Source organism: Streptomyces sp. NPDC030183, assembly GCF_055573455.1.
Window position 1 is genome coordinate 77,871 of sequence record NZ_JBVIBK010000011.1, and the last position, 23,827, is coordinate 101,697.

Sequence of the window (23,827 nt, forward strand, 5' to 3'; positions counted from 1 at the left end):
CACGCAGGTAAGCTCCCGCCGCTCCCGGAGCGCGCCCGGTGCACACCCGGCGTGCGCCCGGAGCGGGTCGGGAACGACGCGGCACTAGACCGACCGGTGGTACTGCTCGGGGACGTGTACCTCGCCCCCGAGTTCCCGGGCGGTCTGCCGGGCCCAGGACGGGTTGCGCAGCAGTTCACGGCCGAGCAGCACGGCGTCGGCCTCCCCGTTGGCGAGGATCTTCTCGGCCTGCCCGGCCTCGGTGATCAGACCCACCGCCGCGACGGGCATCCCCGTCTCCTCGCGGACGCGGGCGGCGAAGGGCACCTGGTACCCGGGGCCGACGGGGATGCGGACACCGGAGGCGTTGCCGCCGGTCGAGACGTCGAGGAGGTCCACGCCGTGGGCCTTCAGCTCGCCCGCGAGCCGGACGGTGTCGTCGGCCGTCCAGCCGCCCTCCTCCAGCCACTCGGTCGCGGAGACCCGGAAGAACAGCGGCTTGTCCTGCGGCCACACCTCCCGCACCGCGTCCACCACCTCGAGCGCGAAGCGGATGCGGTTCTCGTACGAGCCGCCGTAGGCGTCGGTCCGGCGGTTGGAGTGCGGGGACAGGAACTCGTTGATCAGATAGCCGTGGGCGCCGTGGATCTCGACGACCTCGAAGCCGGCGGCGAGCGCACGACGTGCCGCCTCCGCGAACTGACCCACAACGGCCCGGATCTGCTCCACCGTCAGTTCGTCCGGCACCGGGTGCCTCTCGTCGAACGGTACGCCGCTGGGCGCGACCGGCTGCCAGCCGTACGCGTCCGGGCCGACCGGGGCACCGCCCCGCCAGGGCTGGTCGGTCGAGGCCTTGCGCCCGGCGTGGGCCAGTTGCACCGCGGGCACGGTCCCCTGCGCCTTCAGGAACGCGGTGATCCGGCGGAACGCCTCCACCTGCGTGTCGTTCCAGAGCCCGAGGTCGTACGGCGAGATGCGGCCCTCGGGGGCCACCGCGGTCGCCTCGACGATGATCAGGCCCGTCCCGCCGGTGGCGCGCGCCGCGTAGTGCGCGAAGTGCCAGTCGCCCGGGGCGCCCGTCGCGGGACCCTCCGGCGCGGCCGAGTACTGGCACATCGGCGGCATCCACACCCGGTTCGGGATGGTCAGTTCACGCAGGCGGTAGGGCTCGAAGAGCGCGCTCACGGGCGGACTCCAATCGTCAGGGACGCCGACACGGGACGGTGTACGACTCGATGCTCGTACGATAGCTATCGTAGTACGGCGGATGTCAAACTACGAGAGGTCTCGTACAATGAGAGTCCCTGAAGGCCCGACGCAGTGGAGCCGCCGTGACCTCGCCCGTCGTCAGCAGTCGCGATCTCCCGCACCCGGAGCCCGCGGAGATCCGGCTGGAGTCCGTGCTGCACGCGCTCTCCGACCCCATGCGGCTGCGCATCGTGCGAGAGCTCGCCGCCGACGGCGACGAGCTCTCCTGTTCGTACTTCGACCTGCCGGTCACCAAGTCCACGACCACGCACCACTTCCGGGTGCTGCGCGAGAGCGGGGTGATCCGGCAGGTCTACCGGGGCACCGCCAAGATGAACGGCCTGCGCCGCGACGACCTGGAGCGCCTCTTCCCTGGGCTGCTCGACGCCCTCCTCGACGCCGCCACCCGGCAGGCCGCCCGGGTCCCGGACCTCGGCGACGGCTGAACCGACCTTCACGGGAACGAACTTCCCGTAGACCGTCGGACACCCCCGACCGGCAGCATGCCGACGGCCACGGCCACGGCCACGGCAACGGCGACGGCGACGGCAATGGCTACAGCGACGGGCCGACGCCCTGCCGTGCGCGGCTAATCCGGAGCCGCGCCCCGAGCCGCCGTCAACAGTGACTCCCAGTCGGGGAGTTTCACCACGCCTCGGCCCAGGGACGCGCCCAGTTCCGCCTCCGCCCGTTCGATCGCCTGCCAGCCCGACCACTCGACGGGGCGGACGCCCTCCGCCCGGAGGGCCGCCAGCGGATCCGCCGGCACGGCGCGGCGGACGAGTCCGGGCGCGTCCTCCAGCAGCGAGGTCACCGTCTCCTTGGCACAGGGGCGGTTGGTGCCGATCACACCGGTGGGGCCCCGCTTGATCCACCCGGCCACGTACTCGCCCGGTGTGGCCACGCCCTCCCGCAGGACCCGGCCGGCGAGATGGGGGACCGTGCCCCGCTCGGCGTCGAAGGGGAGCCCGTCGAGAGGTACGCCGCGGTAGCCGACCGAGCGCAGCACGAGCTGGGCCTCGATCTCCTCGTACCGGCCGGTGCCGACGAGGCCGCCCCGGCCGTCCGGCCGTGTGCGCTCCAGCCGGACGCCGCAGACGCGGTCGCCGTCGGCGAGCAGCTCGACCGGGCGGAGGAAGAACCGCAGCCGGACGCGGTGCCGACCGCTCGTCGGCGGCGCGGTGGCCCAGCCGCGCAGGACCTCGATGTTCCTGCGCTGCGCGGCGGGCAGGGCCGACGGGTCGACATAGTCCGGGTCCATCTCCAGCTCCGCCGGGTTGACGGTGACCTGGGTGTCCGGGAGGGTGCCCAGCTCGCGCAGCTCCTTGGTGGTGAAGCGCGCCGCGGAGGGCCCGCGACGGCCCACCATGTGGATGCGGGACACCTGGCTGGAGGCGAGCGAGGCGAGGGCGGACTGCGGCATGTCGGTCGGACTCAGTTCGGCGGCGCCCCGCGCCAGCATGCGCGTCACGTCCACGGCGACGTTCCCGACGCCGATGACCACGGCGGTGCGGGCGCCGAGCACGAACCCGTCGGCCACCGCGTCCGGGTGCGCGCTGTACCAGGACACGAACTCGGTCGCGGACCAGCTGCCCCGCAGATCCTCGCCCGGGATGCCCAGTCGGCGGTCGGTGGCGGCGCCCACGCAGTAGACGACCGCGTGGTACAGCTCCCGCAGCCGCGCCACGGGCACACCCCTGGGGCCCACCTGAACCCCGCCCAGGAACCGCACCCGCTCGTCCTCCAGCACGGCGCGCAGGTTGTTCTGGAGCGACTTGATCTTCTCGTGGTCCGGCGCCACCCCGTAACGGACGAGCCCGTACGGGCACGGCAGACGGTCGAGGACGTCGACCCGGACCCCGGGGTCCCCTTGGACCAGGCTCTGGGCGGTGTAGCACCCGCTCGGCCCCGACCCCACGACGGCGACTCGCAGCACGGCGGAACTCCTTACGCGAGGAGATCGCTGATGCCTCCAGGATCCCACCGCGCGGCCCGCCGGGGGAGGGGGCGCCCGGCGTGGCTGTGCCGAACGGTTGTGATCACTCGCTTACGTTGCGTGTGTGCTGGAAGCATCCTTTCTCAACCTTTCTGATCGGCATTGGCAGGACAGTGCGGTCTCCGTGTGGCCCGCATGGGAGGTGCAGGAGGACGAGGGCGCCACGGCCTGGCTCAACGCCCGGCTGAGCTTCCCGGACGGGGCCCTCGTCGAGGTCCTCGCCGTGGTGGTGGGCGGGCGGCTTTCCCTGGAGGACGTCCGCGCCCAGCCGCCGCTGTCCCTGGACGACCTGGCGGAGCTCGCCGACTGGATCGAGGGCCCGCTCTTCGAGGCGTGCGGCACGGTGCCCCACCTGGCCGAGCAGAGCGCGCCGGGCACCCGGTACGCCGCCGCCCGCCGGGCCAGGCCCCCCTGGCCGCGGGGGACGGAGGGGCGGCGGCTGGTCGCGCAGGAGTATCTCGCCGCGCAGCGGGACGGCCACGACCCGGTGCTCGCCGTGATGAGCGCGACCGGCCACAGCCGGCGCAAGTCGCTCCGGCTGATCGCCGGCGCCCGCGACGCCGGCTTGCTGAGCCCCCGGCACGCGCGACGCTGACCCCCGGCACGCGCGGCCGGGGAATGAGGGGCGAGGGGGTGCCGTGGCTAGGCCACGAGGTCGCGCATCCTGCTGATCTCGGTGGTCTGCTGTGCGATCACATCGTCGGCCATCTCCTCGATCAGGATGTTGTTGCCCTGCGTCTTGACGTCCGTGGCCATCGTGATCGCCCCCTCGTGGTGAGTGATCATCAGTTTCAGGAAGAGGCGGTCGAACCGCTTTCCGTCGAGCGTGCCGAGTTCCTCCAACTGCTCCCCGGTCGCCATGCCGGGCATGTCCCCGTGGTCGTGCGCCGTGGCCTTCCCGTCGCCGCCGTTGGCCTTGAGCCAGCCCTCCATGGCCTCGATCTCCGGCTTCTGGGCGGCCGAGATGCGCTCGGCGATCCGCTTCACCTGCGTCGACCCGGCGTGTTCGGGGGCGAGTTCGGTCATCTCCAGGGCCTGGCCGTGGTGTTTGATCATCATGCGGGCGTAGGCGAAATCCGCGGAATTCGGCGAGTCGTCCTCGGCACGCTGCTTTTCCGCCTCTTCGGGCGACAGGGTGCGAGCCGCCTCGCCGGGTTTTCCGGGAGCGATCACCGCGGGTCCGCGGGACCTGGCGTCGGCGCCGTCGGGTGCGGCGTCCGACCCCGCGTCACAGGCCGCGAGCGCGAGGAGAGCGGCCGTCACCGAGGCCGTGACCAGCGACGCGCGGGATGTGCGGCGAACGAGCACAGTGACCTCCTGGGGCACAACAACGGGCGTACACCTTGTGAGTGTTGACGAACGTTCCTAACACGCATTCAGGCGCCGGTGATCAAATTTGTTCGTTACAAGTACATTGCCATCTGTTGTTCTGTGCATGATGAAGACGATACTTCGGAGGTGCCTGAACCGTTCGACTGCGAACGGCTACGAGGGAGGACACAGTGACCCTGTTGAACAACCTTCGGACGCGCCACAGACGGCTGGGGATCGCCGCGACGGCGGCCGGACTCCTCGCCGCGCTGCTCACGGCCGGTCCGGCGGCCGCGACGCCCGACCCGGGGGACGCGCCCGCCGTGCGGGAGAAGGTCTCCAAGAGTGACGCGGCCGAGGCGCGGGAGGCGATCGCGGCCGGCGAGATACCCGGCAAGGACGAGATCGTCCACTCCGCCAACATCACGCATCTGACCAACATCCCGAAGGAGGCGCTGCCGGGCACCAACTCCGACCTCGCCTTCCAGGGCAAGTACGCGTTCGCCGGCAACTACGACGGCTTCCGCGTCTTCGACATCAGCAACCCCAAGGCCCCCAAGACGGTCGCCCAGGTCCTGTGCCCGGGCTCCCAGAACGACATCTCCGTCTCCGGGAACCTGCTCTTCCTGTCCACGGACTCCTCGCGCAGCGACAGTTCCTGCAACAGCACCACGCAGCCCGCGAGCGAGAAGTCGTCGTGGGAGGGCATGAAGATCTTCGACATCAGCGACAAGGCGAACCCGAAGTACGTCGCCGCCGTCGAGACCGCCTGCGGCTCGCACACCCACACGCTGGTGCCCAAGCGCAAGAACGTCTACGTCTACGTCTCCTCGTACTCGCCCAACGCCGCGTTCCCCGACTGTCAGCCGCCGCACGACGGCATCTCGGTCATCAAGGTGCCGCGCTGGGCACCGGAGAAGGCGGCCGTGGTGGGCTTCCCCGTCCTCTTCCCGGGCGAGGGCCCGGACGGTGGCGGCAACCCGGGTTCGCCCACGAACCCCGGCGTCTCCAAGACCACCGGCTGCCACGACATCACGGTGCTGCCGTCGAAGGACCTCGCGGCCGGCGCGTGCATGGGTGACGGCATCCTGTTCTCCATCGAGGACCCGGAGAACCCCAAGGTCATCGACCGTGTCCAGGACAACGTGAACTTCGCGTTCTGGCACTCGGCGACCTTCAACCAGAAGGCCAACAAGGTCGTCTTCACCGACGAGTTGGGCGGCGGCGGCGCGGCCACCTGCAACGCGGAGATCGGCCCGAACCGCGGCGCCGACGGCATCTACGACATCGTCGGCAGGGGCGATCACCGCAAGCTCGTCTTCAAGAGCTACTACAAGATCCCCCGCCACCAGGCGAACACCGAGAACTGCGTCGCCCACAACGGCTCGCTGATCCCGGTCAAGGGCAAGGACATCATGGTCCAGGCCTGGTACCAGGGCGGTGTGTCCGTCTGGGACTTCACCGACTCCGCCAACCCCAAGGAGATCGCCTACTTCGAGCGCGGCCCCATCTCCACGGACACGCTGGTCGGCGGCGGTGCCTGGTCGGCGTACTACTACAACGGCCACATCTACTCGAACGACATGGTCAAGGGATTCGACGTCCTGAGGATCGACGACCGGCGCACGGACCCCGCCCGCTGGGTCCACCAGCGTGAGCTGAACGTGCAGACGCAGCCGGACTACTTCGACTTCGGCTGGTAGGACGCCGGACCGACACCGTCAGGTGGCGAAGAAACGCGACAGATCCCTGTCGTACGTCCCGCCGGTCCCCTCGGGGGCCGGCGGGACACCCGACTCCCAGTCGAGCCCGTAGCGCCGGAACAGCTCCGCGCGCAGGGTGGTGACGGGCAACGGCGCGTTCGGCAGCACCATCGCGTACACGGCGCCCATCAACAGGGCCCGCAGCAGCGGGTAGTCGGCGTCCGGGTCCGCCGAGCCGTGCCGGGTCACCGTGTCCCGCAGCAGTTCGCCCAGCCGCCGTTGCTCGGGGCACTGCACGAACCCCTCGGGCGCCTGGAGCAACCCCGCCATGTGCTGGCGCATCAGCACGGGCCGGTCGAGGGCCAGTCGCAGGATCGCGTCGACCGCCCGCGCCATCCGCTCCCGCCCGTCCTCGCTGCGCGGCTCCCTCTCCAGCGCCTCCTCCAGCGTCCGGTGCATCAGCCGGTGCACCGCCGACTGGACCAACTGGCGCTTGCCGGGGAAGTAGTACGACACCAGGCCCCGCGCCGATCCCGCGCGGTCCGCGATGTCCCCGAGCGTCGTGGCCTCGTAGCCCCGTTCGTCCACCAACTCGACCGCGGCCTGCAGCAGTCGCTCCCGGGAACGCCGACGCAACTCTTCATTGACCGAGGCGCTGCGCGGGGACATCCTGTAACTCCTGCGTTGACTGGCTGCCAGCCAACTATACTCAACGCTTCCGGGCGGACACCCTGCGTGCTCCTTCCCGGCCGCTGTCCGTCCCGGGCCGCACGGGGGACGGTCCGGGAAGGACAGCGGGCGGCCGGTGAAGGCGAGGACGACCGGTGTCGGCGAGCCGGACGCCGGGTCCCGCCCCGGAGCGGCGACCGGACGGCGTCGTCAGTCCACCAGGCCCAGCACGGGCCGCAGTCCGTCCGGCCGGCTGTCCGCCGGCAGGTGGTCCACGAAGTGCACCGCGCAGCCGAGGGCCGCCGCGCCGCCGTCGGCCCGCCGGTCGTCGCCGACCATCACCACGTCCTGCGCGTCGACCCCGAGCGCCTCGCAGGCCACCGCGAACAGCCGCGGGTCCGGCTTCTGGATGCCGTGCTCGTACGACAGGACGTAGGTGTCCACGTACGGGTCGAGACCGTGCGCGCGGAAGACCGGCCGCACGTCCCAGCCGATGTTGCTCACCACGCCGATCGCCAGCCCCCGCTCCCGCAGCCCGGTGAGCACCTCGGCGGCGTCCGGGTACGGGCGCCACGCGGACGGCGTCATATGGCGGTCGTACAGCGCGTCGTGGAGCGCGGGGTCGGGCAGGGTCACCAGCCGGGACAACCCTGTGTACGCGGACCGGTGCTGCTCGGCGCTACGGTCCCGGACCGCCCACAGCTCGCCCAGGCCGCCGGTCGGCGCCTCCACCGGGGCCGCCCCGCCGGGCAGCGCGCCCGCCCGCTCCAGCGCCTCGGCGGTGCGGACCAGCTCCGGTTCGGACAGGTCGGTTTCGGTGTCCGCGAGCACCGCGCGCAGCCAGGACTCCGCGGACTCGATACGAAAGAGCGTTCCGGAGAAGTCGAACAGCACGCCTTTGATCGTCATGACGGCGATCCTTCGCGGTGGCCCGGGACCGGTCAAGTACGCCTCGGCGCGCCCCACTTCTCGTACGCCAGCACCGCGAGCGCCACGGTCAGCGCGCCCAGCAGCCAGCCGCCCACCACGTCCGACGCCCAGTGCACGCCCAGCCAGATCCTGGTCAGGCCCACGCCGAGGACCGACACCACGGACACCGCCAGCGCGATCCGTGTGACGACGCGTCCCGCGCCGTACAGATGGAGGAGCCACAGCAGCAGACCGCACACCACGGTCGCCGTCATGGCGTGGCCCGACGGGAAGGCGGCGTAGTGGGCGGAGTCCACGGGGTCGGGCCACGCGGGCCGCTCCCGGCCGACGGCGGCCTTCAGGCCCTGCTGGACCGCCGTGCCCACCGCACAGGTGACGGCGAGCCAGATCGCGAGCCACCACTGCCGGTGGCGCCACACCAGCCAGACCGCGGCGGCCGCGCACAGGAGGCGCATCGTCACCGGATCCCACACCCAGTCCGTCAGGATCCGGAAGGCATGGGTGACTCCGGGCTCGGCGACGGCCCATCTGTGGGTGGTGTCCGCGATGCTCCCGTCCAGGGACATCAGCGGCGCCCAGGAGAGCGCGACCAGGACGAGCAGCAGGACGGAGGGCGCCGCGAGGGCCGCGGCGACGCGGGCGGTGCGGGTGGTCGACGGCCGGTGGGGCGGCGAGTCGACGGTGGGGGTGTGCATGGAGCGATCCTCGCCGACCCGTGGGGCTCCGTGCCAACGCCGTGGCGTGAGATCACTGTCACGCGCCGCGACCGGAGCACAGGCGGTGCGTCGAGCGTTGTTCTTGGGTTGTCCTTTGTTCGTTCTTTGCCGGGTCACGGTTAACCGAGTGCCCGCAACCCCGGTACGAAAGCCACCAGGACGGGCAGCGCGGGCAGCAGGGTGGCGCCCGCGGTCAGTCGCAGCCGACGCGCGGGTGTGAGCCGGTCCGGGGGAGCGAGCAGCCGGTGGACGCGCCGCGGGACATGGTCCTCGGGCGCCGAGCAGGGCCCGAACACGCCCCGGTCCTCGTTGAGCCCGACGAGCGCGAGGGCGGTGGTGAGGCGTCCGTGGCGGCGGGAGGCGGTGTCGTCGGCGGCGAGTTCTACCAGACGGTGCATCTCGTCGCGGAACGCGGCGAACACCGGCACCCTCGGGAAGCCGCCCGCCAGCGCCGCCGAGCAGTGCAGCAGCCAGTCGTGCCGGGCCCGCGCGTGCCCCTGTTCGTGGGCGAGCACCGCGTCCACCTGCCGCCCATTCAGCCGGCGCAACGCGGCGGTGGTGATGACCAGTCGGGGCGCCGAGCCGGGCAGCCACCAGGCGTCCGGACGCTCGCCCTCCACCACCACGAGCCGGTCGGCCCCCGGCTCCTCGCCCGGCAACAGCGGGGCGCGGCGCAGGATCTCCGCCTCCCTCCGCCGCCGGTGCCGCCGGGCCAGCGCGACCTCGCCGACCAGCATCGCCCCGGTCCACGCGCCGCCGCACGCCAGCGCGACCGCGGTGACCGCCGCCCAGGAGCCGCCGGTGCCCAGCGCGTACGCCTCGACCACGCCGTTCGGCGCGGGCGCGAACAGCGGTCCGCGCACCGCCGTCCAGGCGGCGGCCGCGCTCAGCGCCATCGACAGCGCGCAGCACAGCAGGACGGCCGCCACGACGCACTGCCACACCCACAGCGCGACCACCGGCTCACGGTCCGGCCAGTCCGCCCGGGCCAGCAGTCGCGGGGCGAGGACGGCGGTCAGGGCGCCGAGCAGCAACAACGCCGCGGGGACCATCATGGGCGAAGCCTATGAGCGGGACGGGCCGCGACGACATGGGCCGAGCGGCCCAAGTGACACAGACCACGGTGTGATCACACCGTGAGCAGCATGGCGAACATTCCGATGCCCATCGACAGCCGGCAGGCCCGCGCCAGCTCGGGCCGATCGCCCCACCCGATCCCCCGCCGTGCCACGCCCCCGCCCACGGCTCCGCCCCTGCGCCCGGCTCCGCCGCTGACCTCGCCCCCGCTGTCGGAGGCGTTCACCGGCATCAGCCGCAGCCCCGCCCACAGCACATAGGCGGCGAAGTACAGCAGGAGCGTCCCGGTCAGCAGCGGCGAACCGGTGCTTCCGTGGCCGCCGTGGCCGCCGGGGGAGGCCGCCATCACCACGGCCATGTAGACCATCGCGACGGCGCCCACCAGATGGTGCAGATGGTGCGGGCTCGTGCGGGCCGCCCACAGCGCGCGCAGCCCGGCGGCGCCGAACACGACGGCGTAGACGGCCCAGGCCCAGCGCGGGGGCTCCGCCGCCGCGGCGGGTACGGCCATCGCGGCCATCCCGAACCCCATGAGGGCCTCACCGCCCGCGGCCCTGCGCTGCTCCTCGACGGCGCTGCGCATCCGCAGCAGGCAGTACCCACCGGTCAGCGCGCACAGCGCGACCAGCAGCCAGCCGGGCGAAGCCGGTCCGTGCACCGTGCACCTCCATGCTCGACGGCGTCGAACGGTGATGACCGCGAGGTCGACCAGTCGGTCAGGGCATGCCCCTGCCCGGTGGCGCGCAGACGAGCGCACGGGTGTATCCGGGGGAGCGCGCGGGGTGCACCCGGGCCCGGACGGGGCTGCTCCGAGCGGTGACGCGGCGCGCCCCGCCGTCGGAGCGGGTGACCGCGTCCGGCGGGCCGGACGCCGTACGCTCACGGCGAGGCACGACAGCACGGTTTCCACGCTTCGGAGGGCGCACCGGCATGACGGCAGGCAACGGGCGGGCGGCGACGGGGAGCGGCGCGGCTCTCGGGGACACGGTCGCCAAGGTGGTGCGTCAGTGGCAGACGGTGCACCCCGGTCTCGACACCGGACCGATGGAGATCATCGGCCGGGTGAACCGCTGCGCCGCCCTCCTCCAGCAGGCCGAGGACGCCCCGCTGCGCCGTGCCGGGCTCACCCGTCCGGAGTTCGACGTCCTCGGCACCCTGCGCCGCACGGGCCATGAGCTGACGCCCAGTGAGATCGCCCGCGAGACGTTCGCCTCCGGCGCCGCCGTCACCAAGCGCCTCAAGCTGCTCGGCGCGCGCGGACTGGTGGAGCGGCGCGGGGACGCCCGGGACCGGCGCGTCGCCCACGTCCGCCTCACCGACGCCGGCCGTGACCTCGTGGACACCGTCCTGCCGGAGCAACTGGCCTACGAGACGAACGTGCTCTCCGGTGTCGGCACCGACGACCGCCGCGAACTGGCTGGGCTCCTGGGCGAGTTGCTGATCCAGCTGGAGGGCAGGCTCGGTCTGCCCCGCGCCTGACGCGCGCAGGCGCCGGACCCGTCACCCCGCTGCCGTGGCCGCCGCACGCGCGGACCGACCGCGTCCGCCGGCGCTCAGCGCTCCTCGTCCCTCAGGTACACGCCGAACATGGCGCCCTGCGGATCCCGCAGCACGGCGATGCGCGGGCCGTCCGGGACGGTGGTCGGTTCCATGAGGACGGTGCCCCCGGCGTCCACGGCGATCCGGGCGGTGTCGTCCACGTCCTCGACGGCGAAGTAGGGAAGCCAGTGCGAGGGCACCTCGTGCGGGAACTTCTCGTCCATGGTGATCATGCCGCCGAAGTCGGCGCCGTCGATGCCCCACTGCGTGTACTGCCCGGAGGCGTGCACGGTCCAGCCGAACACGGTCGTGTAGAAGGTCTCGGCCCCCTCCGGCGCCCGGGTCAGCAGCTCCACCCAGCCGAGGGAGCCGGGCGCGTTGAACAGACCGGCTCCGGGGAAGGTGCGGGCCTCCCAGAGCTGGAAGGCCGCGCCGCCCGGGTCGAACGCCACCGCGAACCGTCCGATGTCGAAGACGTCCATGGGTTCCAGGACGATCGATCCGCCGGCCGCCCGTACGGACTCCACCGCGGCGTCCGCGTCGGTCACCGCGAACGACACGTTCCAGGCCACCGGCTGCCCCTCCTGGTACAGCGGCGCGAGGGCGGCGACGGCGGCGTCGCCCAAGTGCGCCACCGTGTACCCGCCGGCCTCCTGGCGCGGGTCGGTCTCCGGGCGCCATCCGAACAGCTCGGTGTAGAACCGCTTGGCCGCCTCCAGATCACTGGTCCCCAGTTCGGTCCAGCAGGGCCCGCCGGTCACCGGCCTGTCGAGCTTCATGGCTCTCCTCGTGGAAGGGACGGCCCCCACCAGAACGCTATGCCCGCACCCCGGCCCCCGGCCACCGGGAGTACGGGCACGCCACCAGGCCGGCCGGACGCCGGGCCGATCAGACGCCGGACCGATCGGACGCCGGGCCGATCGGACGCCGGGCCGATCGGACGCCGGGCCGATCGGACGCCGGGCCGGCCAGACGCCGGGCCGGTCAGATACCGGGCCGGTACCGCAGCGGATGGTCCGCGGGGATCTCCACCAGCACGATCTCCGTACCGTCCGGGTCGGCGATCCACATCTCGACCAGCCCCCACGGCTCCTTCACCGGCGGCCGTCGCACCTCCACCCCGGCGGCCACCAACTCCTCGTGCGCCGCCGTCACGTCCGCCACCTGGAGCCACAGCTTCAGCGCGGGCGAGGGCGGGGTGTCGGAGCGCCCGGCGACCTCCAGGAATCCGCCGCCGAGGAAGTACACGACGCCCCGGTGGTCGCCCGTGCCGAACTCGCGGTACACGGGAAGTCCCAGCTTCTCGCCGTAGAAGACACGCGAGCGCTCGGGATCGGTGGGGCGCAGGAGGGTACGGCTGCTCAATACGTGGACCATGCCGCCGGAGCCTAGTGGGCGGAGGACTACGCTTCGGCGTGCCCGCGCCGCAGTCAGATCCGTCAGGAGCGCCCATGGACACCGCCACCGGCCTGACCTTCCGTGATGCCACCGACGTCGACGTGGACGTCCTCGTCGCGCTGATCGAGTCGGCGTACCGGGGGGACTCCAGCCGGGCCGGCTGGACCACGGAGGCGGACATCCTCGAAGGGCAGCGCACCGACCCGCAGGGCGTCCTGGAGGTCATCAAGTCGCCCGACAGCCGACTGCTCACCGTGGAGCGGGACGGCACGGTCGTCGCCTGCTGCCAGCTCGAACACCGCGGCGACCACGTCTACTTCGGGATGTTCGCGGTGAGCCCGGCGCTCCAGGGCGCCGGCCTCGGCAAGACGATCATCGCCGAGGCCGAGCGGATCGCGGTCGAGACCTGGGCCGCCGCGGAGATGCACATGACCGTGATCTCCGTACGGGACGACCTCATCGCCTGGTACGAGCGGCGCGGCTACCGCCGTACGGGACGCATGACCCCGTTCCCGTACGGCGACGAGCGCTTCGGTATCCCGCTGCGGGACGACCTGCGCTTCGAACTGCTGGCGAAGGAGCTGGGGCGGCCGGTCACGCCGTGAAGCGGCCGGTGCGCTTGATGTCCGGGTAGTCCGTGGTCGCGCCGTCCAGTTGCAGCGCGCGGACCAGCCGCAGATGGTCCTGGGTGTTCACCACCCAGCCGATGACGCGCAGATTCGCCTTGCGGGCTTGCTCGACGACCTCCAGGGTGAGCCGCCGGATGTTCAGGACCAGGGTGGAGGCGCCCACCGCCACCGCCCGGTCCACGACGTCCAGGCCGTACCGGCTGGCGACCAGCGCGGTGCGCACCCCGGGGACGAGCCGGGCGATCTCGGCGACCGCCTCGTCGTGGAAGGACAGCACCTCGACCCGTCCGACCAGGTCGCGGCGGTGCATGACCTCGGCGAGGGCGCGCGCCGCCGCCGTGTCCTTGATCTCGGCCTGCAACGGCGCCCGTACGGCGTCGAGCACCTCCTCGAAGGTGGGGATCCGCTCGCCGCGGCCCGCGTCCAGGGCGCGCAGCTCGGCGAGGGTCTTGTCGGCGATGGGGCCCGTGCCGTCGGTCGTCCGGTCCACATCGGCGTCGTGCATGACGACCAGCGCGCCGTCCTTGCTCAGATGCAGATCGAGTTCGATGACGTCGAGGCCCGCGCGATCGGCGGCGACGAAGGAACGCAGGGTGTTCTCGGGTTCGACACCCATGACTCCGCGGTGACCGATGGTGAGGAAGTTCAAGGTGGACTCGCTTCCGTCGACGGCGGCTCGGGCCGCGTGACCGGGAGGGGACCGCACGCGGCTGGGCCGCAGCGTAGTCGTCCCGCCCCGCGATGCATCCGTACGTGCACAAGCCCTTTCGAGCCGTCCCAGGCCGTGTCAGCCAGGAAAACAGGACCGTTTCCTCGCGTGTCCGCGCGAACCGGGTCATCCCTGAGTGGGCGAGTCCGGTACGCGTTGACTCCGACGACCCCCATGGCCGATCGCCTCGTACAAACTGTGATCTGAAACGCGTGTGGCAGGAGATTCAGCGGTTAGGTAGGGGGAGTGGCGGAGGATTTCCGGCGTGGTCAGGTGATCGACCTTGCGGGAGACAAGCTTCCCTACATACGGTGTCCGTACGAAAGGTTCTCCCGTGGAGGATGGGTCATGACGGAAATTCTTGTGCAGGTGGGTGCGGAGGGCGCGGTTCCTCCGGTCGGTAGGGTGGTGGAGCACCCGGCCTGGCCCGTGCTCAAGGATGCCGTGGAGCGGATCCGGCCATGGCAGTCCAAGGACGGCTCGATCGACTTCGACGCCGAGGGCGCTCCCGGCGCTGCGGACGCCGAGCAGGCCGTCCGGGACGTCATCGGCGCCGTGGAGGAGCTCTCCTCGCTGCTGCCGCACGACGCGGCGTACCACCAGGCGCTCGTCAAGGACCTGCGCCGGTGGGCCGAGGGCGGCTTCGAGGTGCCCGACTTCCTCGACTCGCTGCTGGCCTTCCAGCCGGCCGCCGACCGCCGGGACGGCCTCCAGCACCTGGTCGTCTTCCCGATGTACACGCAGAACGGCAACCCCGACCGCAACCTCGAAGCGGTCGTACTGCGCATGGTCTGGCCCGACTGGCTGGCCGAACTGGAGCGCACCCGCTACGACAACCCGCTGTTCTGCGGCATCAAGTTCGAGGACTTCACGGCCGGCTACGACACCAACTCCGCCGTCCTCTTCCCCGAGACGATCGCCGTCCGCGAGGCGCCGGAACGATTCTCCTGGGGCGGTATCTTCTGCGATCGCGAGGCCGCCCGCTTCCGCCGGGTGACCGACGCCGCCGTCGACATCCTCGGCCTGGAGCTGCCCGAGGACATCGCCGCGATGGTCCACGACCAGAAGCGCTGCGAGGAGGCGTTCGTCCTGTGGGACATGGTCCACGACCGCACCCACAGCCACGGTGACCTGCCGTTCGACCCCTTCATGATCAAGCAGCGCCAGCCGTTCTGGATGTACGGCCTCGAAGAGCTGCGCTGCGACCTCACCGCCTTCAAGGAGGCCGTGAAGCTGGAGGCCGACGGCGTCCCGCAGGCCCGTGACGTGCAGTACGCGGTGCTCTTCGACCGGATGTTCCGTTTCCCCGTCACCGGTGAGCGGGTGCGCAACTACGACGGTCTCGGCGGCCAGCTCCTCTTCGCCTACCTGCACAAGCACGACGTCGTCCGCTGGACCGACAACAAGCTGTTCATCGACTGGCAGCGCGCCCCGCAGGTCACCAACGAGCTGTGCGCGGAGATCGAGAAGCTCTACCGCGACGGCATCGACCGCCCGAAGCTGGTCCACTGGTTCGCCGGCTACGAGCTGGTCTCCACCTACCTCGCCCCCCACCCCGGCTCCCGCTGGGCCAAGGGTCCCGACGCCCTGGATCTGACGCAGCCGCCGCGCAAACTCGTCGACGACGTGCTTCCGGACGAGTTTCCGCTCAGCATGTTCTATGAGGCGCTCGCCAAGAAGCTCAAGACCGTGATCGCCTCCACCAAGGGCATCACCGCGGCGAACGCCGAGCGGGCCGCCGCGTGAGCGCCCGATCCGCAGAGGCCACAGTGGCGGCTCAGGAGGCGAAGACCATGGGGAACGGCAACGGAGCACTGAGCGGCGCGGTGATCGCGGTGGCGGGCGCGGGCGGGCCCGCGGGACGCGCGACGCTGCTGCGGCTCGCCGAGGCCGGCGCGATCGTCGTCGGCTCCGACAATGACGCGGAGCGCCTGTCCGAGGCGGTGGACGCGGCCCGCTACGCCCACGGCGGGGCCACCGTCGTCGGCGACACGGTCGATCTGCTGGACCTCAAGTCGACCCGTGACTGGGCGACGCGCGTCGAGAAGGACTTCGGCCGGGTCGACGGCCTCGTCCACCTCGTCGGCGGCTGGCGCGGCAGTGAGACCTTCACCCGGACCAGCCTCGACGACTGGGACTTCTTGGAGATGCTGCTCATCCGCACCGTGCAGCACACCTCCCTGGCCTTCCACGAGGCGCTCCAGCGCAGCGACCGCGGCCGGTACCTGCTGATCAGCGCGGCCGGCGCCAGCAAGCCCACCGCGGGCAACGCCGCGTACGCCTCCGCCAAGGCCGCCGCCGAGGCGTGGACGCTGGCCATGGCGGACTACTTCCGCAAGGCCGGGGGCCCGGAGGGCCCGACGTCCGCGGCTGCCATCCTGGTGGTCAAGGCGTTGGTGCACGACGCGATGCGCGCTGACCGCCCCAACGCGAAGTTCGCGGGGTTCACCGACGTCAAGGAGCTGGCCGAGGCCATCGTCGACGTATGGGAGAAGCCCGCCGCCGAAGTGAACGGGAACCGTCTGTGGCTCACCGAGAAGCCGTGAATCCACCCAGGACCGACGCACGACGCCATCACGACCCGGAGGTCCGCGGCTTCGCCAGCGACAACTACGCGGGGGTCCACCCCGAGGTGTTGGCCGCCCTGGCCCTGGCCAACGGCGGGCACCAGGTCGCGTACGGCGAGGACGACTACACCGAGAACCTCCAGCGGATCATCCGCAGCCACTTCGGCGCCACCGCCGAGGCGTTCCCGGTCTTCAACGGCACCGGCGCCAACGTCGTCGCGCTCCAGGCGGTCACCGACCGCTGGGGCGCGGTGATCTGCGCCGAGAGCGCCCACATCAACGTCGACGAGTGCGGTGCGCCGGAGCGGATCGGCGGCCTGAAGCTGCTCACCGTGCCCACCCCCGACGGCAAGCTCACCCCCGAGCTGATCGACCGGCAGGCGTACGGCTGGGAGGACGAGCACCGGGCGATGCCGCAGGTCGTCTCGATCACCCAGAGCACGGAACTGGGCACGCTCTACACGCCCCAGGAGATCCGAGCGATCTGCGAGCACGCCCACGCGCACGGCATGAAGGTGCATCTGGACGGCTCCCGGATAGCCAACGCGGCCGCCTCCCTGGACGTGCCGATGCGGACGTTCACGGACGCCGTCGGCGTGGACATCCTGTCCCTGGGCGGCACGAAGAACGGCGCGATGTTCGGCGAGGCCGTCGTCGTCCTCAACCAGGACGCCGTCCGGCGGATGAAGCACCTGCGGAAGCTGTCCATGCAGCTCGCCTCCAAGATGCGTTTCGTCTCCGTGCAGTTGGAGGCGCTGCTCGCCAAGGACCTGTGGCTGCGCAACGCCCGCCACTCCAACGAGATGGCCCAGCGCCTCGCCGAGGGCGTCCGCGCGGTCCATGGCGTGGAGGTGCTGTACCCGGTCCAGGCCAACGGGGTCTTCGCCCGGCTGCCGCACGAGGTGAGCGAGCGTCTGCAGAAGCGGTTTCGCTTCTACTTCTGGGACGAGGCCGCGGGCGTTGTCCGCTGGATGTGCTCCTTCGACACGACCGAGGACGACGTCGACCGGTTCCTGGCGGCGCTGAAGGAGGAGATGGCCCGCTGAGCGGCGCCTTCACCGAGACGGCAGCGACTGCATAGATATACGGTCACCCGAAAATGCATTGACTCTCGGGTGATCGTATTTCTATGCTCTGCGGGCATGGAGCTGATCCAGGAAACCTCTGACCTGTCCGCCTACTTGGTCGCCGACGACGTCATCGACCACCATCACCCGTTGGTGCGTGCGACCGCCGCGCGGCTGGCTCGACAGGCGGCCGACTCGTATGACTATGCACGGTTGGCCTTCGAGTACGTGCGCGACACCATCCCGCACTCGGCGGACGCCGGTGACCCGCGGGTCACCTGGCGTGCCTCGGACGTCCTGGAGCAGGGCACCGGGATCTGCTACGCCAAGGCACACGCGCTGACCGCCCTGCTGCGCGCCGAGGACATCCCGACGGCCCTGTGCTACCAGCGCCTGGCGCACGACGACGGGGCCGGGCACGCCGTGCACGGCCTGGTCGCCGTGCGCTTCGACGGGGGCTGGCACCGGCAGGACCCCCGGGGCAACAAACCGGGCGTTGACGCCCGGTTCTCGCTCACGGGGGAACGGCTGGCATGGGTTCCCGACCCGGAGGCCGGCGAGCGGGACTACCCGGTCCTCCACACCGCGCCGCACCCGGCCGTCATGGGCGCGCTCAGAGCCGCGCCCGACCGGACGCGGCTCTGGGAGACGCTGCCCACGGGGCTGTAGGCCGGGTCAGCGGGCCTCGGCCTCGCGGACCTGCTCCGGCGTCGGGGCCGTACCGCCGAGATGGGCCGGCATCCACCAGGTGTCGTCCGGGCCTTTGGGGCGCACCGGGTAGGCACGCTGCGCGGCCTCCAGCAACTCCTGCACACGCTCGCGCAGTTGCCGGGTGATCGCACCGGCGTACTTGTCCTTGGACGCCTCTATCGCCTCGCCGACCCGGATGGTGATCGGGATGTGGCTGCGCTTGAAGTTGCGCGGGTGGCCCTTGGTCCACAGCCGCTGCGTGCCCCACACCGCCATCGGGATCAGTGGGACACCGGCCTCCTGGGCCAGCCGCGCGGCACCCGACTTGAAGCTCTTCAGGGTGAACGACTGCGAGATGGTGGCCTCGGGGAAGACGCCGACGATCTCCCCCGAGCGCAGCGAGTCCAGCGCGTGCGCGTAGGCCGCCTCGCCCTGCGCGCGGTCCACCGGGATGTGCCGCATGTTGCGCATCAACGGGCCGGAGATCTTGTGCCGGAAGACCGACTCCTTGGCCATGAAGCGCACCAGCCGCTTCTGCGGCAGAGCGGCCAGACCGTCGAAGATGAAGTCCAGATAGCTGATGTGATTGCTCACCAGTACGGCGCCGCCCGAGCGCGGGATGTTCTCCGACCCTTTGCAGTCGATCTTCAGGTCCCATGCCTTGAACAGGGTGAGGGCGAGACCGATCGCGGGACGGTAGACAAGCTCTGCCATGGACGGAGTGGACCCTTCTCTCTGCCTGGGAAGGGGGATCCCGGCGGAAAAGTTACGCTGCCGTAGGTTTACGGCCTGTCGCAGATCGTGCCCCAAGAACGCACGAGTAGCCAGCCCTGGTGCCGGTGAAGGGCGAGATTCTCGTCACGTCGGCCGTACGGACCACGCCCGGGCTTCACCCCGCGGTCACCCGGCGCGCACCGTCACCCGGCGCACGAGAAGGTACATCTCGCACCCCAGGCAGTAGCCGAACACCGCGTTGAGGAACGCCGCCGCGAGCGCCGCCCCGGTCGCCGCGAGCCCCAGCCACTCCGGGCCCAGGGTGAACCCGGCCAGCCCCGCAAGGGCGAACACCAGGCCGACGGTCTGCGCGAACCGCGGCGGCTGGGGCGACTCGAACTCCGTCGGCGGCCCGATCCGCGGCCGCACCAACCGGCGGAAGACCCAGCCGTACGGCGAACGGCCGACCCCGCCCGCGGCGCCCAGCGCGAAGGCGAACGTCTGCCAGGCCAGCAGCCAGGCGCTGCCACTGATCAGCACGGCGGCCAGCACGACCGCCGTCACGGCCGCGCCGAAGCGCGGGCCCCTCACATCGATGTCCATGCGTCAAGCATTCCGCAAGCCAATCTCTTCGCGGGGCCGGGAATCTTTGCAGTCTCATGAACGCTGAAGCACCCTGTGACCGGACTGGTGGTGTGCGTACTGGTGCTTGCCGCGGCGAGCGCCTACGGAGTGCTGCAGCGGCGGCGGAGCGGGAGGGTCGGAGTGCGCGTGCGGGACGGCGGGAAGCGGCTGGACGCCGCCGCGTTGGGGGAGGCGCTCGGCGAACGGGCCACGCTCGTGCAGTTCTCCAGTGCCTTCTGCGCCCCCTGCCGGGCCACCCGCAGGGTGCTCGCCGAGGTCGCCGCGATGGTCCCGGGCGTCGCCCATGTGGAGATCGACGCCGAGCACCACCTCGACCTGGTCCGCCGGCTCGACATCCTCAAGACCCCGACCGTGCTCGTCCTCGACGCGGACGGCCGGATCGTACGGCGGGCCGCGGGACAGCCGCGCAAGGCCGATGTGATCGCCGCGCTCGGAGAAGCCGTGTGAGGGGAGTGGCCCGTGACGCACCTTCCGGATGACGGGACCCGCTTGACTGTACGCGTCAGGTATCGCCAGTCTGACGGCATGCCGCGGGAACCCCTTCTCTTCGAGCGTGTCCATGTGGACCTGGTCCGCACGGCGAGTTCGCGCTGTCCGGGCTGTTGAGCAGCCACGGACCCAGCTCGCCGACTCCACCAGAAGGACATCTCCCATGACGGCCACCTCCGGCCTCGGAACCCCCCGGCTCGCCTCCCCCGACCTCCTGCGCTCCGTCTTCCGGCGGCACGCGGCCGGGGTCGCCGTGATCACCGCTCAGGGCGCCACGGGTCCGGTCGGCTTCACAGCCACCTCCCTCACCTCGGTCTCCGCCGAGCCCCCGCTGCTCTCCTTCGGCATCGGCACCGGCGCCTCCAGCTGGCCGGCGATCTCCGAGGCGGAGCACGTCGGCGTGCACATACTCGGCGAGCACCAGCGGGAACTGGCCGCCACCTTCGCCCGCAGCGGCGCCGACCGCTTCGGGCCGCCCACCGAATGGCGCAGCGGCCCCGAGGGTGTTCCCGTCCTCGACGACGTGCTGGCCTGGCTGGTCTGCCGGGTGGTGGCCCGGGTCCCGGCGGGCGATCACCGGATCGTCCTCGCCGAGGTCGTCCTCGGCGACCCGTCGGGCACGGGGCGGCCGCTGCTCTACCACCAGGGACGCTTCAGCGGCCTGCGCGACTGAGCCGCGCGGCCGAACGGGACGGGCGAACGGGGCGGCACGGTTTCCCGCCGCTTCCCGGCCGATTACGCAGGGTTGCCTACCTCACAGTTCAAAGCGCTTGCTTAGCGGGGATGAGATGCGGGACGGTAGGCGTCGTACTGGCGAGTAATATTCCGACCGGAGCGCAGGTCGCCCCGATGGGGATCGGCCGCTTCAGGCGCCTATGCTGCCTCCATAGCAGGCAGCCCAGAAATGACGATGCAGTAGGAGAGCCGGCGTGAGCTTGAGGATCGTTGTCACTGTGAAGTACGTGCCCGACGCCACTGGCGACCGGCACTTCGCCGATGACCTGACCGTCGACCGCGACGACGTGGACGGTCTGCTCTCCGAGCTGGACGAGTACGCCGTCGAGCAGGCGCTGCAGATCGCCGAGGACGCCGACGACGCCGAGATCACCGTGCTGACCGTGGGCCCCGAGGACGCCAAGGACGCGCTGCGCAAGGCGCTGTCGATGGGCGCGGACAAGGCGATCCACGTCGAGGACGACGACCTGCACGGCACCGACGCCATCGGCACCTCCCTGGTGCTGGCCAAGGCGATCGAGAAGGCCGGCTACGACCTGGTGATCTCCGGCATGGCCTCCACCGACGGCACCATGGGCGTCGTCCCGGCCCTGCTGGCCGAGCGTCTGGGCGTGCCGCAGGTGACGCTGCTGTCCGAGGTGTCCGTCGAGGACGGTGTGGTCAAGGGCCGCCGTGACGGCGACGCCGCCTCGGAGCAGCTCGAGGCGTCCCTGCCGGCCGTGGTCTCCGTGACCGACCAGTCGGGCGAGGCCCGTTACCCGTCGTTCAAGGGCATCATGGCGGCCAAGAAGAAGCCGGTGGAGTCCTGGGACCTCTCCGACCTCGACCTGGAGGCCGAGGAGGTCGGTCTGGAGGGCGCCTACACCGTCGTCGACTCCGCGGCCGAGCGTCCCGCGCGCACCGCCGGCACGATCGTGAAGGACGAGGGCGAGGGCGGCAAGCAGCTCGCTGAGTTCCTCGCGGGCCAGAAGTTCATCTAAGGCCCCCGCGGCCCGGCCCGGCCCCCTGCGGTCCGGCCGAGCCCAACTCCCTTACGCCCCCTCAGACTTCGTAATTCCGCTAGGAGAACCATTCCCATGGCTGAAGTTCTCGTCTACGTCGACCACGTGGACGGTGCCGTCCGCAAGCCCACCCTGGAGCTGCTGACCCTGGCCCGCCGCGTCGGCGAGCCCGTCGCCGTCGCCCTGGGTGCCGGTGCCGCCGACACGGCCGCCACGCTCGCCGAGCACGGCGCGGTCAAGGTCCTCACGCACGACGCCGCCGAGTACGCCGACTACCTCGTCGTGCCGAAGGTCGACGCCCTCCAGGCCGCCTACGACGCCGTCTCCCCGGCCGCCGTGCTGGTCCCGTCCTCCGCCGAGGGCAAGGAGATCGCCGCCCGTCTCGCGCTGCGCATCGGTTCGGGCATCATCACCGACGCCGTCGACCTGGAGGCCGGCGACGAGGGTCCGGTCGCGACGCAGTCGGTGTTCGCCGCGTCCTTCACCACCAAGTCCCGGGTCGCCAAGGGCACCCCGGTCATCACGGTCAAGCCGAACTCGGCCGCCGTGGAGGCCGCCCCGGCCGCCGGCGCGGTCGAGGCGCTGGACGTCACCTTCTCCGCCCAGGCCACCGGCACCAAGGTCACCGGCCGCACCCCGCGTGAGTCGACCGGGCGTCCGGAGCTGACCGAGGCCGCGATCGTGGTCTCCGGTGGCCGCGGCGTCAACGGCGCGGAGAACTTCGCGCTGATCGAGTCCCTCGCCGACTCCCTCGGCGCGGCCGTCGGCGCCTCGCGCGCCGCCGTGGACGCCGGCTGGTACCCGCACACCAACCAGGTCGGCCAGACCGGCAAGTCGGTCTCGCCGCAGCTGTACATCGCCTCCGGCATCTCCGGCGCGATCCAGCACCGGGCCGGTATGCAGACCTCGAAGACCATCGTCGCGATCAACAAGGACGCCGAGGCCCCGATCTTCGACCTCGTCGACTACGGCGTCGTCGGCGACCTCTTCGACGTCGTCCCGCAGCTCACCGAGGAGATCAAGGCCCGCAAGGGCTGAGCCTCCCGGCGCCGAGAGGCCCCCGCGACCGCACGCCGGTCGCGGGGGCCTTTCCGCTGGTCCGAGTCATCCCAGGGTCAGCGAAACCTGCACCGGCAGATGGTCGCTCGGGTACAGGCCGTCCACCGAGAAGGTGTTCATCGCGGCCCAGTTGCAGGTCACTCCGGGCGAGGTGAGGATCCAGTCGATGCGCCGCCCGTCCGGTCTGAGCCCCCGGTAGCCGTGGTAGGTGCCGTACGCCTCGCTGCGCGAGCCCGCCGCGTCCCAGGCGTCCACGAGCCCGAGGTCCAGCATCCCGTCGTACACCCGGTTGTCGTGCGCGGCGGCGTTGAAGTCGCCGGTGACGACGACCGGCAACGACCGGTCCCACCCGGCGATCGTCCTGCCGATGAGCCCGACGGACCGCTCGCGGGCGTACTGGCTGACGCTGTCGAGATGGGTGTTGAGGGCGTAGAACTCCCGCCCCCCGTCGGCGAGATCGGCGAAGCGGACCCAGGTCACCATCCGCAGCCAGTCCGCGCCCCAGGTGTTGGACGCGATCGTGTACGGGGTGTCCGACAGCCAGAAGTGGTCGAACTCGATCGGCTCCAACCGGCGGGTGTCATAGAAGATGGCCATGAACTCGTCCTTGCTGCCACCCCCACGACCGGTGCCGATCCAGTCGTAGTGGTCGCCGAGATCCTTCTCGATCATGCGCAGTTGCTGGTAGAGGCCCTCCTGGGTGCCGATGAGGTGGGGCCGCTCACGGCGCAGCAGCGCACGCATCACCGGTCGGCGGTCCGACCAGCGGGGCGTGTCGTCGACGACGGTCGCGAAGCGCACGTTGAACGTCATGACGTTCAACGCGCCCGCATACTCGCCGGCGACGGCGGGCTGCGTGGAGCCCGCCGTGGTGAGCAAAGGTGCTGCGATGGCGGCCACCGCCGCGGACTTGAGTCCCTGGCGGCGTGTCACTCCGGCCTCGTTCGGCACGCGAT

At 71.3% G+C, this 23,827-nt stretch carries 27 protein-coding genes; 13 read left to right on the forward strand and 14 right to left on the reverse strand.

Annotation, left to right across the window (positions count from 1 at the left end; translation table 11 throughout):
- Window positions 1-84: 84 nt before the first annotated feature.
- Window positions 85-1,164, reverse strand: coding sequence for an NADH:flavin oxidoreductase/NADH oxidase (locus ACZ4Z2_RS15370; RefSeq protein ID WP_468076089.1), 1,080 nt, complete (start codon window positions 1,162-1,164; stop codon window positions 85-87).
- A gap of 146 nt (window positions 1,165-1,310) precedes the next feature.
- Between ACZ4Z2_RS15370 and ACZ4Z2_RS15375 the strand changes: the two genes are divergently transcribed.
- Window positions 1,311-1,673 (forward strand): ArsR/SmtB family transcription factor, encoded by a 363-nt coding sequence (locus ACZ4Z2_RS15375; protein ID WP_468076091.1) that lies wholly within the window; start codon window positions 1,311-1,313, stop codon window positions 1,671-1,673.
- Window positions 1,674-1,816: 143 nt separating this feature from the next.
- Here ACZ4Z2_RS15375 and ACZ4Z2_RS15380 read toward each other — a convergent pair whose 3' ends face one another.
- Window positions 1,817-3,163, reverse strand: coding sequence for an FAD-dependent oxidoreductase (locus ACZ4Z2_RS15380; RefSeq protein WP_468076092.1), 1,347 nt, complete (start codon window positions 3,161-3,163; stop codon window positions 1,817-1,819).
- Between the two features lie 184 nt (window positions 3,164-3,347).
- On the opposite strand from ACZ4Z2_RS15380, the gene ACZ4Z2_RS15385 reads away from it, so the two are divergent.
- On the forward strand, window positions 3,348-3,818 hold the full coding sequence (locus tag ACZ4Z2_RS15385) for a DUF6214 family protein (protein WP_468076094.1): 471 nt from the start codon (window positions 3,348-3,350) through the stop codon (window positions 3,816-3,818).
- Window positions 3,819-3,865: 47 nt separating this feature from the next.
- On the opposite strand, the gene ACZ4Z2_RS15390 is transcribed toward ACZ4Z2_RS15385, so the two are convergent.
- A complete protein-coding gene (locus ACZ4Z2_RS15390; RefSeq protein ID WP_468076096.1) occupies window positions 3,866-4,531 on the reverse strand; it encodes a DUF305 domain-containing protein in 666 nt (221 codons plus the stop codon).
- 194 nt (window positions 4,532-4,725) lie between these two features.
- On the opposite strand from ACZ4Z2_RS15390, the gene ACZ4Z2_RS15395 reads away from it, so the two are divergent.
- Complete coding sequence (locus ACZ4Z2_RS15395) at window positions 4,726-6,237, forward strand: LVIVD repeat-containing protein (protein ID WP_468076098.1); 1,512 nt, start codon at window positions 4,726-4,728, stop codon at window positions 6,235-6,237.
- 18 nt (window positions 6,238-6,255) lie between these two features.
- On the opposite strand, the gene ACZ4Z2_RS15400 is transcribed toward ACZ4Z2_RS15395, so the two are convergent.
- The 5 genes from ACZ4Z2_RS15400 to ACZ4Z2_RS15420 form a co-directional block, all read right to left on the reverse strand.
- Window positions 6,256-6,906, reverse strand: coding sequence for a TetR/AcrR family transcriptional regulator (locus ACZ4Z2_RS15400; RefSeq protein ID WP_468076100.1), 651 nt, complete (start codon window positions 6,904-6,906; stop codon window positions 6,256-6,258).
- A 210-nt stretch (window positions 6,907-7,116) separates the two neighbouring features.
- A complete protein-coding gene (locus ACZ4Z2_RS15405) occupies window positions 7,117-7,815 on the reverse strand; it encodes an HAD family hydrolase (RefSeq protein ID WP_468076102.1) in 699 nt (232 codons plus the stop codon).
- A gap of 32 nt (window positions 7,816-7,847) precedes the next feature.
- Window positions 7,848-8,531 carry a phosphatase PAP2 family protein gene (locus ACZ4Z2_RS15410; RefSeq protein WP_468076104.1) on the reverse strand — a complete coding sequence of 228 codons (684 nt, stop codon included), beginning with the start codon at window positions 8,529-8,531 and terminating at the stop codon, window positions 7,848-7,850.
- Between the two features lie 140 nt (window positions 8,532-8,671).
- Window positions 8,672-9,607 carry a M56 family metallopeptidase gene (locus ACZ4Z2_RS15415; RefSeq protein ID WP_468076107.1) on the reverse strand — a complete coding sequence of 312 codons (936 nt, stop codon included), beginning with the start codon at window positions 9,605-9,607 and terminating at the stop codon, window positions 8,672-8,674.
- A gap of 74 nt (window positions 9,608-9,681) precedes the next feature.
- A complete protein-coding gene (locus ACZ4Z2_RS15420) occupies window positions 9,682-10,287 on the reverse strand; it encodes a DUF5134 domain-containing protein (RefSeq protein WP_468076109.1) in 606 nt (201 codons plus the stop codon).
- Between the two features lie 272 nt (window positions 10,288-10,559).
- Here ACZ4Z2_RS15420 and ACZ4Z2_RS15425 point away from each other — a divergent pair, with 272 nt between their 5' ends.
- Window positions 10,560-11,108, forward strand: a complete 549-nt coding sequence (locus ACZ4Z2_RS15425; protein ID WP_468076110.1) for a MarR family winged helix-turn-helix transcriptional regulator — start codon at window positions 10,560-10,562, stop codon at window positions 11,106-11,108.
- A gap of 74 nt (window positions 11,109-11,182) precedes the next feature.
- Here ACZ4Z2_RS15425 and ACZ4Z2_RS15430 read toward each other — a convergent pair whose 3' ends face one another.
- Window positions 11,183-11,947: a VOC family protein gene (locus ACZ4Z2_RS15430; RefSeq protein WP_468076111.1), complete on the reverse strand. Its 765-nt coding sequence runs from the start codon at window positions 11,945-11,947 to the stop codon at window positions 11,183-11,185.
- Window positions 11,948-12,152: 205 nt separating this feature from the next.
- Window positions 12,153-12,545, reverse strand: a complete 393-nt coding sequence (locus ACZ4Z2_RS15435; protein WP_468076113.1) for a VOC family protein — start codon at window positions 12,543-12,545, stop codon at window positions 12,153-12,155.
- 74 nt (window positions 12,546-12,619) lie between these two features.
- Between ACZ4Z2_RS15435 and ACZ4Z2_RS15440 the strand changes: the two genes are divergently transcribed.
- On the forward strand, window positions 12,620-13,171 hold the full coding sequence (locus ACZ4Z2_RS15440) for a GNAT family N-acetyltransferase (RefSeq protein ID WP_468076115.1): 552 nt from the start codon (window positions 12,620-12,622) through the stop codon (window positions 13,169-13,171).
- Here the strand turns inward: ACZ4Z2_RS15440 and ACZ4Z2_RS15445 are convergent.
- Window positions 13,161-13,844 carry a glycerophosphodiester phosphodiesterase gene (locus ACZ4Z2_RS15445; protein ID WP_468076117.1) on the reverse strand — a complete coding sequence of 228 codons (684 nt, stop codon included), beginning with the start codon at window positions 13,842-13,844 and terminating at the stop codon, window positions 13,161-13,163. The genes ACZ4Z2_RS15440 and ACZ4Z2_RS15445 overlap by 11 nt on opposite strands.
- A gap of 408 nt (window positions 13,845-14,252) precedes the next feature.
- On the opposite strand from ACZ4Z2_RS15445, the gene ACZ4Z2_RS15450 reads away from it, so the two are divergent.
- The 4 genes from ACZ4Z2_RS15450 to ACZ4Z2_RS15465 all read left to right on the forward strand — a co-directional run bounded on the left by ACZ4Z2_RS15450 (window position 14,253) and on the right by ACZ4Z2_RS15465 (window position 18,207).
- Complete coding sequence (locus ACZ4Z2_RS15450; protein WP_468076119.1) at window positions 14,253-15,650, forward strand: DUF6421 family protein; 1,398 nt, start codon at window positions 14,253-14,255, stop codon at window positions 15,648-15,650.
- A 47-nt stretch (window positions 15,651-15,697) separates the two neighbouring features.
- The gene (locus ACZ4Z2_RS15455; protein ID WP_468076121.1) at window positions 15,698-16,450 is read left to right on the forward strand and encodes an SDR family NAD(P)-dependent oxidoreductase; all 753 of its coding nucleotides are present in this window, start codon (window positions 15,698-15,700) and stop codon (window positions 16,448-16,450) included.
- Window positions 16,447-17,517, forward strand: coding sequence for a threonine aldolase family protein (locus ACZ4Z2_RS15460; RefSeq protein ID WP_468076123.1), 1,071 nt, complete (start codon window positions 16,447-16,449; stop codon window positions 17,515-17,517). Before ACZ4Z2_RS15455 ends, ACZ4Z2_RS15460 begins: the two co-directional genes overlap by 4 nt.
- Window positions 17,518-17,613: 96 nt before the next feature.
- Window positions 17,614-18,207 (forward strand): transglutaminase-like domain-containing protein, encoded by a 594-nt coding sequence (locus ACZ4Z2_RS15465; RefSeq protein ID WP_468076125.1) that lies wholly within the window; start codon window positions 17,614-17,616, stop codon window positions 18,205-18,207.
- A gap of 6 nt (window positions 18,208-18,213) precedes the next feature.
- On the opposite strand, the gene ACZ4Z2_RS15470 is transcribed toward ACZ4Z2_RS15465, so the two are convergent.
- Both ACZ4Z2_RS15470 and ACZ4Z2_RS15475 read right to left on the reverse strand, forming a co-directional pair.
- On the reverse strand, window positions 18,214-18,942 hold the full coding sequence (locus tag ACZ4Z2_RS15470; RefSeq protein WP_159765823.1) for a lysophospholipid acyltransferase family protein: 729 nt from the start codon (window positions 18,940-18,942) through the stop codon (window positions 18,214-18,216).
- Window positions 18,943-19,128: 186 nt separating this feature from the next.
- Window positions 19,129-19,545, reverse strand: a complete 417-nt coding sequence (locus tag ACZ4Z2_RS15475; RefSeq protein ID WP_468076127.1) for a DUF4395 domain-containing protein — start codon at window positions 19,543-19,545, stop codon at window positions 19,129-19,131.
- A 75-nt stretch (window positions 19,546-19,620) separates the two neighbouring features.
- Between ACZ4Z2_RS15475 and ACZ4Z2_RS15480 the strand changes: the two genes are divergently transcribed.
- From ACZ4Z2_RS15480 to ACZ4Z2_RS15495, 4 genes are all read left to right on the forward strand, one after another.
- Window positions 19,621-20,034 carry a thioredoxin family protein gene (locus ACZ4Z2_RS15480; protein WP_468076129.1) on the forward strand — a complete coding sequence of 138 codons (414 nt, stop codon included), beginning with the start codon at window positions 19,621-19,623 and terminating at the stop codon, window positions 20,032-20,034.
- 205 nt (window positions 20,035-20,239) lie between these two features.
- Window positions 20,240-20,749 (forward strand): flavin reductase family protein, encoded by a 510-nt coding sequence (locus tag ACZ4Z2_RS15485; RefSeq protein ID WP_468076131.1) that lies wholly within the window; start codon window positions 20,240-20,242, stop codon window positions 20,747-20,749.
- A gap of 256 nt (window positions 20,750-21,005) precedes the next feature.
- Window positions 21,006-21,791 (forward strand): electron transfer flavoprotein subunit beta/FixA family protein, encoded by a 786-nt coding sequence (locus tag ACZ4Z2_RS15490; RefSeq protein WP_468076133.1) that lies wholly within the window; start codon window positions 21,006-21,008, stop codon window positions 21,789-21,791.
- A gap of 96 nt (window positions 21,792-21,887) precedes the next feature.
- Window positions 21,888-22,850: an electron transfer flavoprotein subunit alpha/FixB family protein gene (locus ACZ4Z2_RS15495; RefSeq protein ID WP_468076135.1), complete on the forward strand. Its 963-nt coding sequence runs from the start codon at window positions 21,888-21,890 to the stop codon at window positions 22,848-22,850.
- A gap of 66 nt (window positions 22,851-22,916) precedes the next feature.
- On the opposite strand, the gene ACZ4Z2_RS15500 is transcribed toward ACZ4Z2_RS15495, so the two are convergent.
- On the reverse strand, window positions 22,917-23,822 hold the full coding sequence (locus ACZ4Z2_RS15500) for an endonuclease/exonuclease/phosphatase family protein (protein WP_468076137.1): 906 nt from the start codon (window positions 23,820-23,822) through the stop codon (window positions 22,917-22,919).
- Window positions 23,823-23,827: the final 5 nt, after the last annotated feature.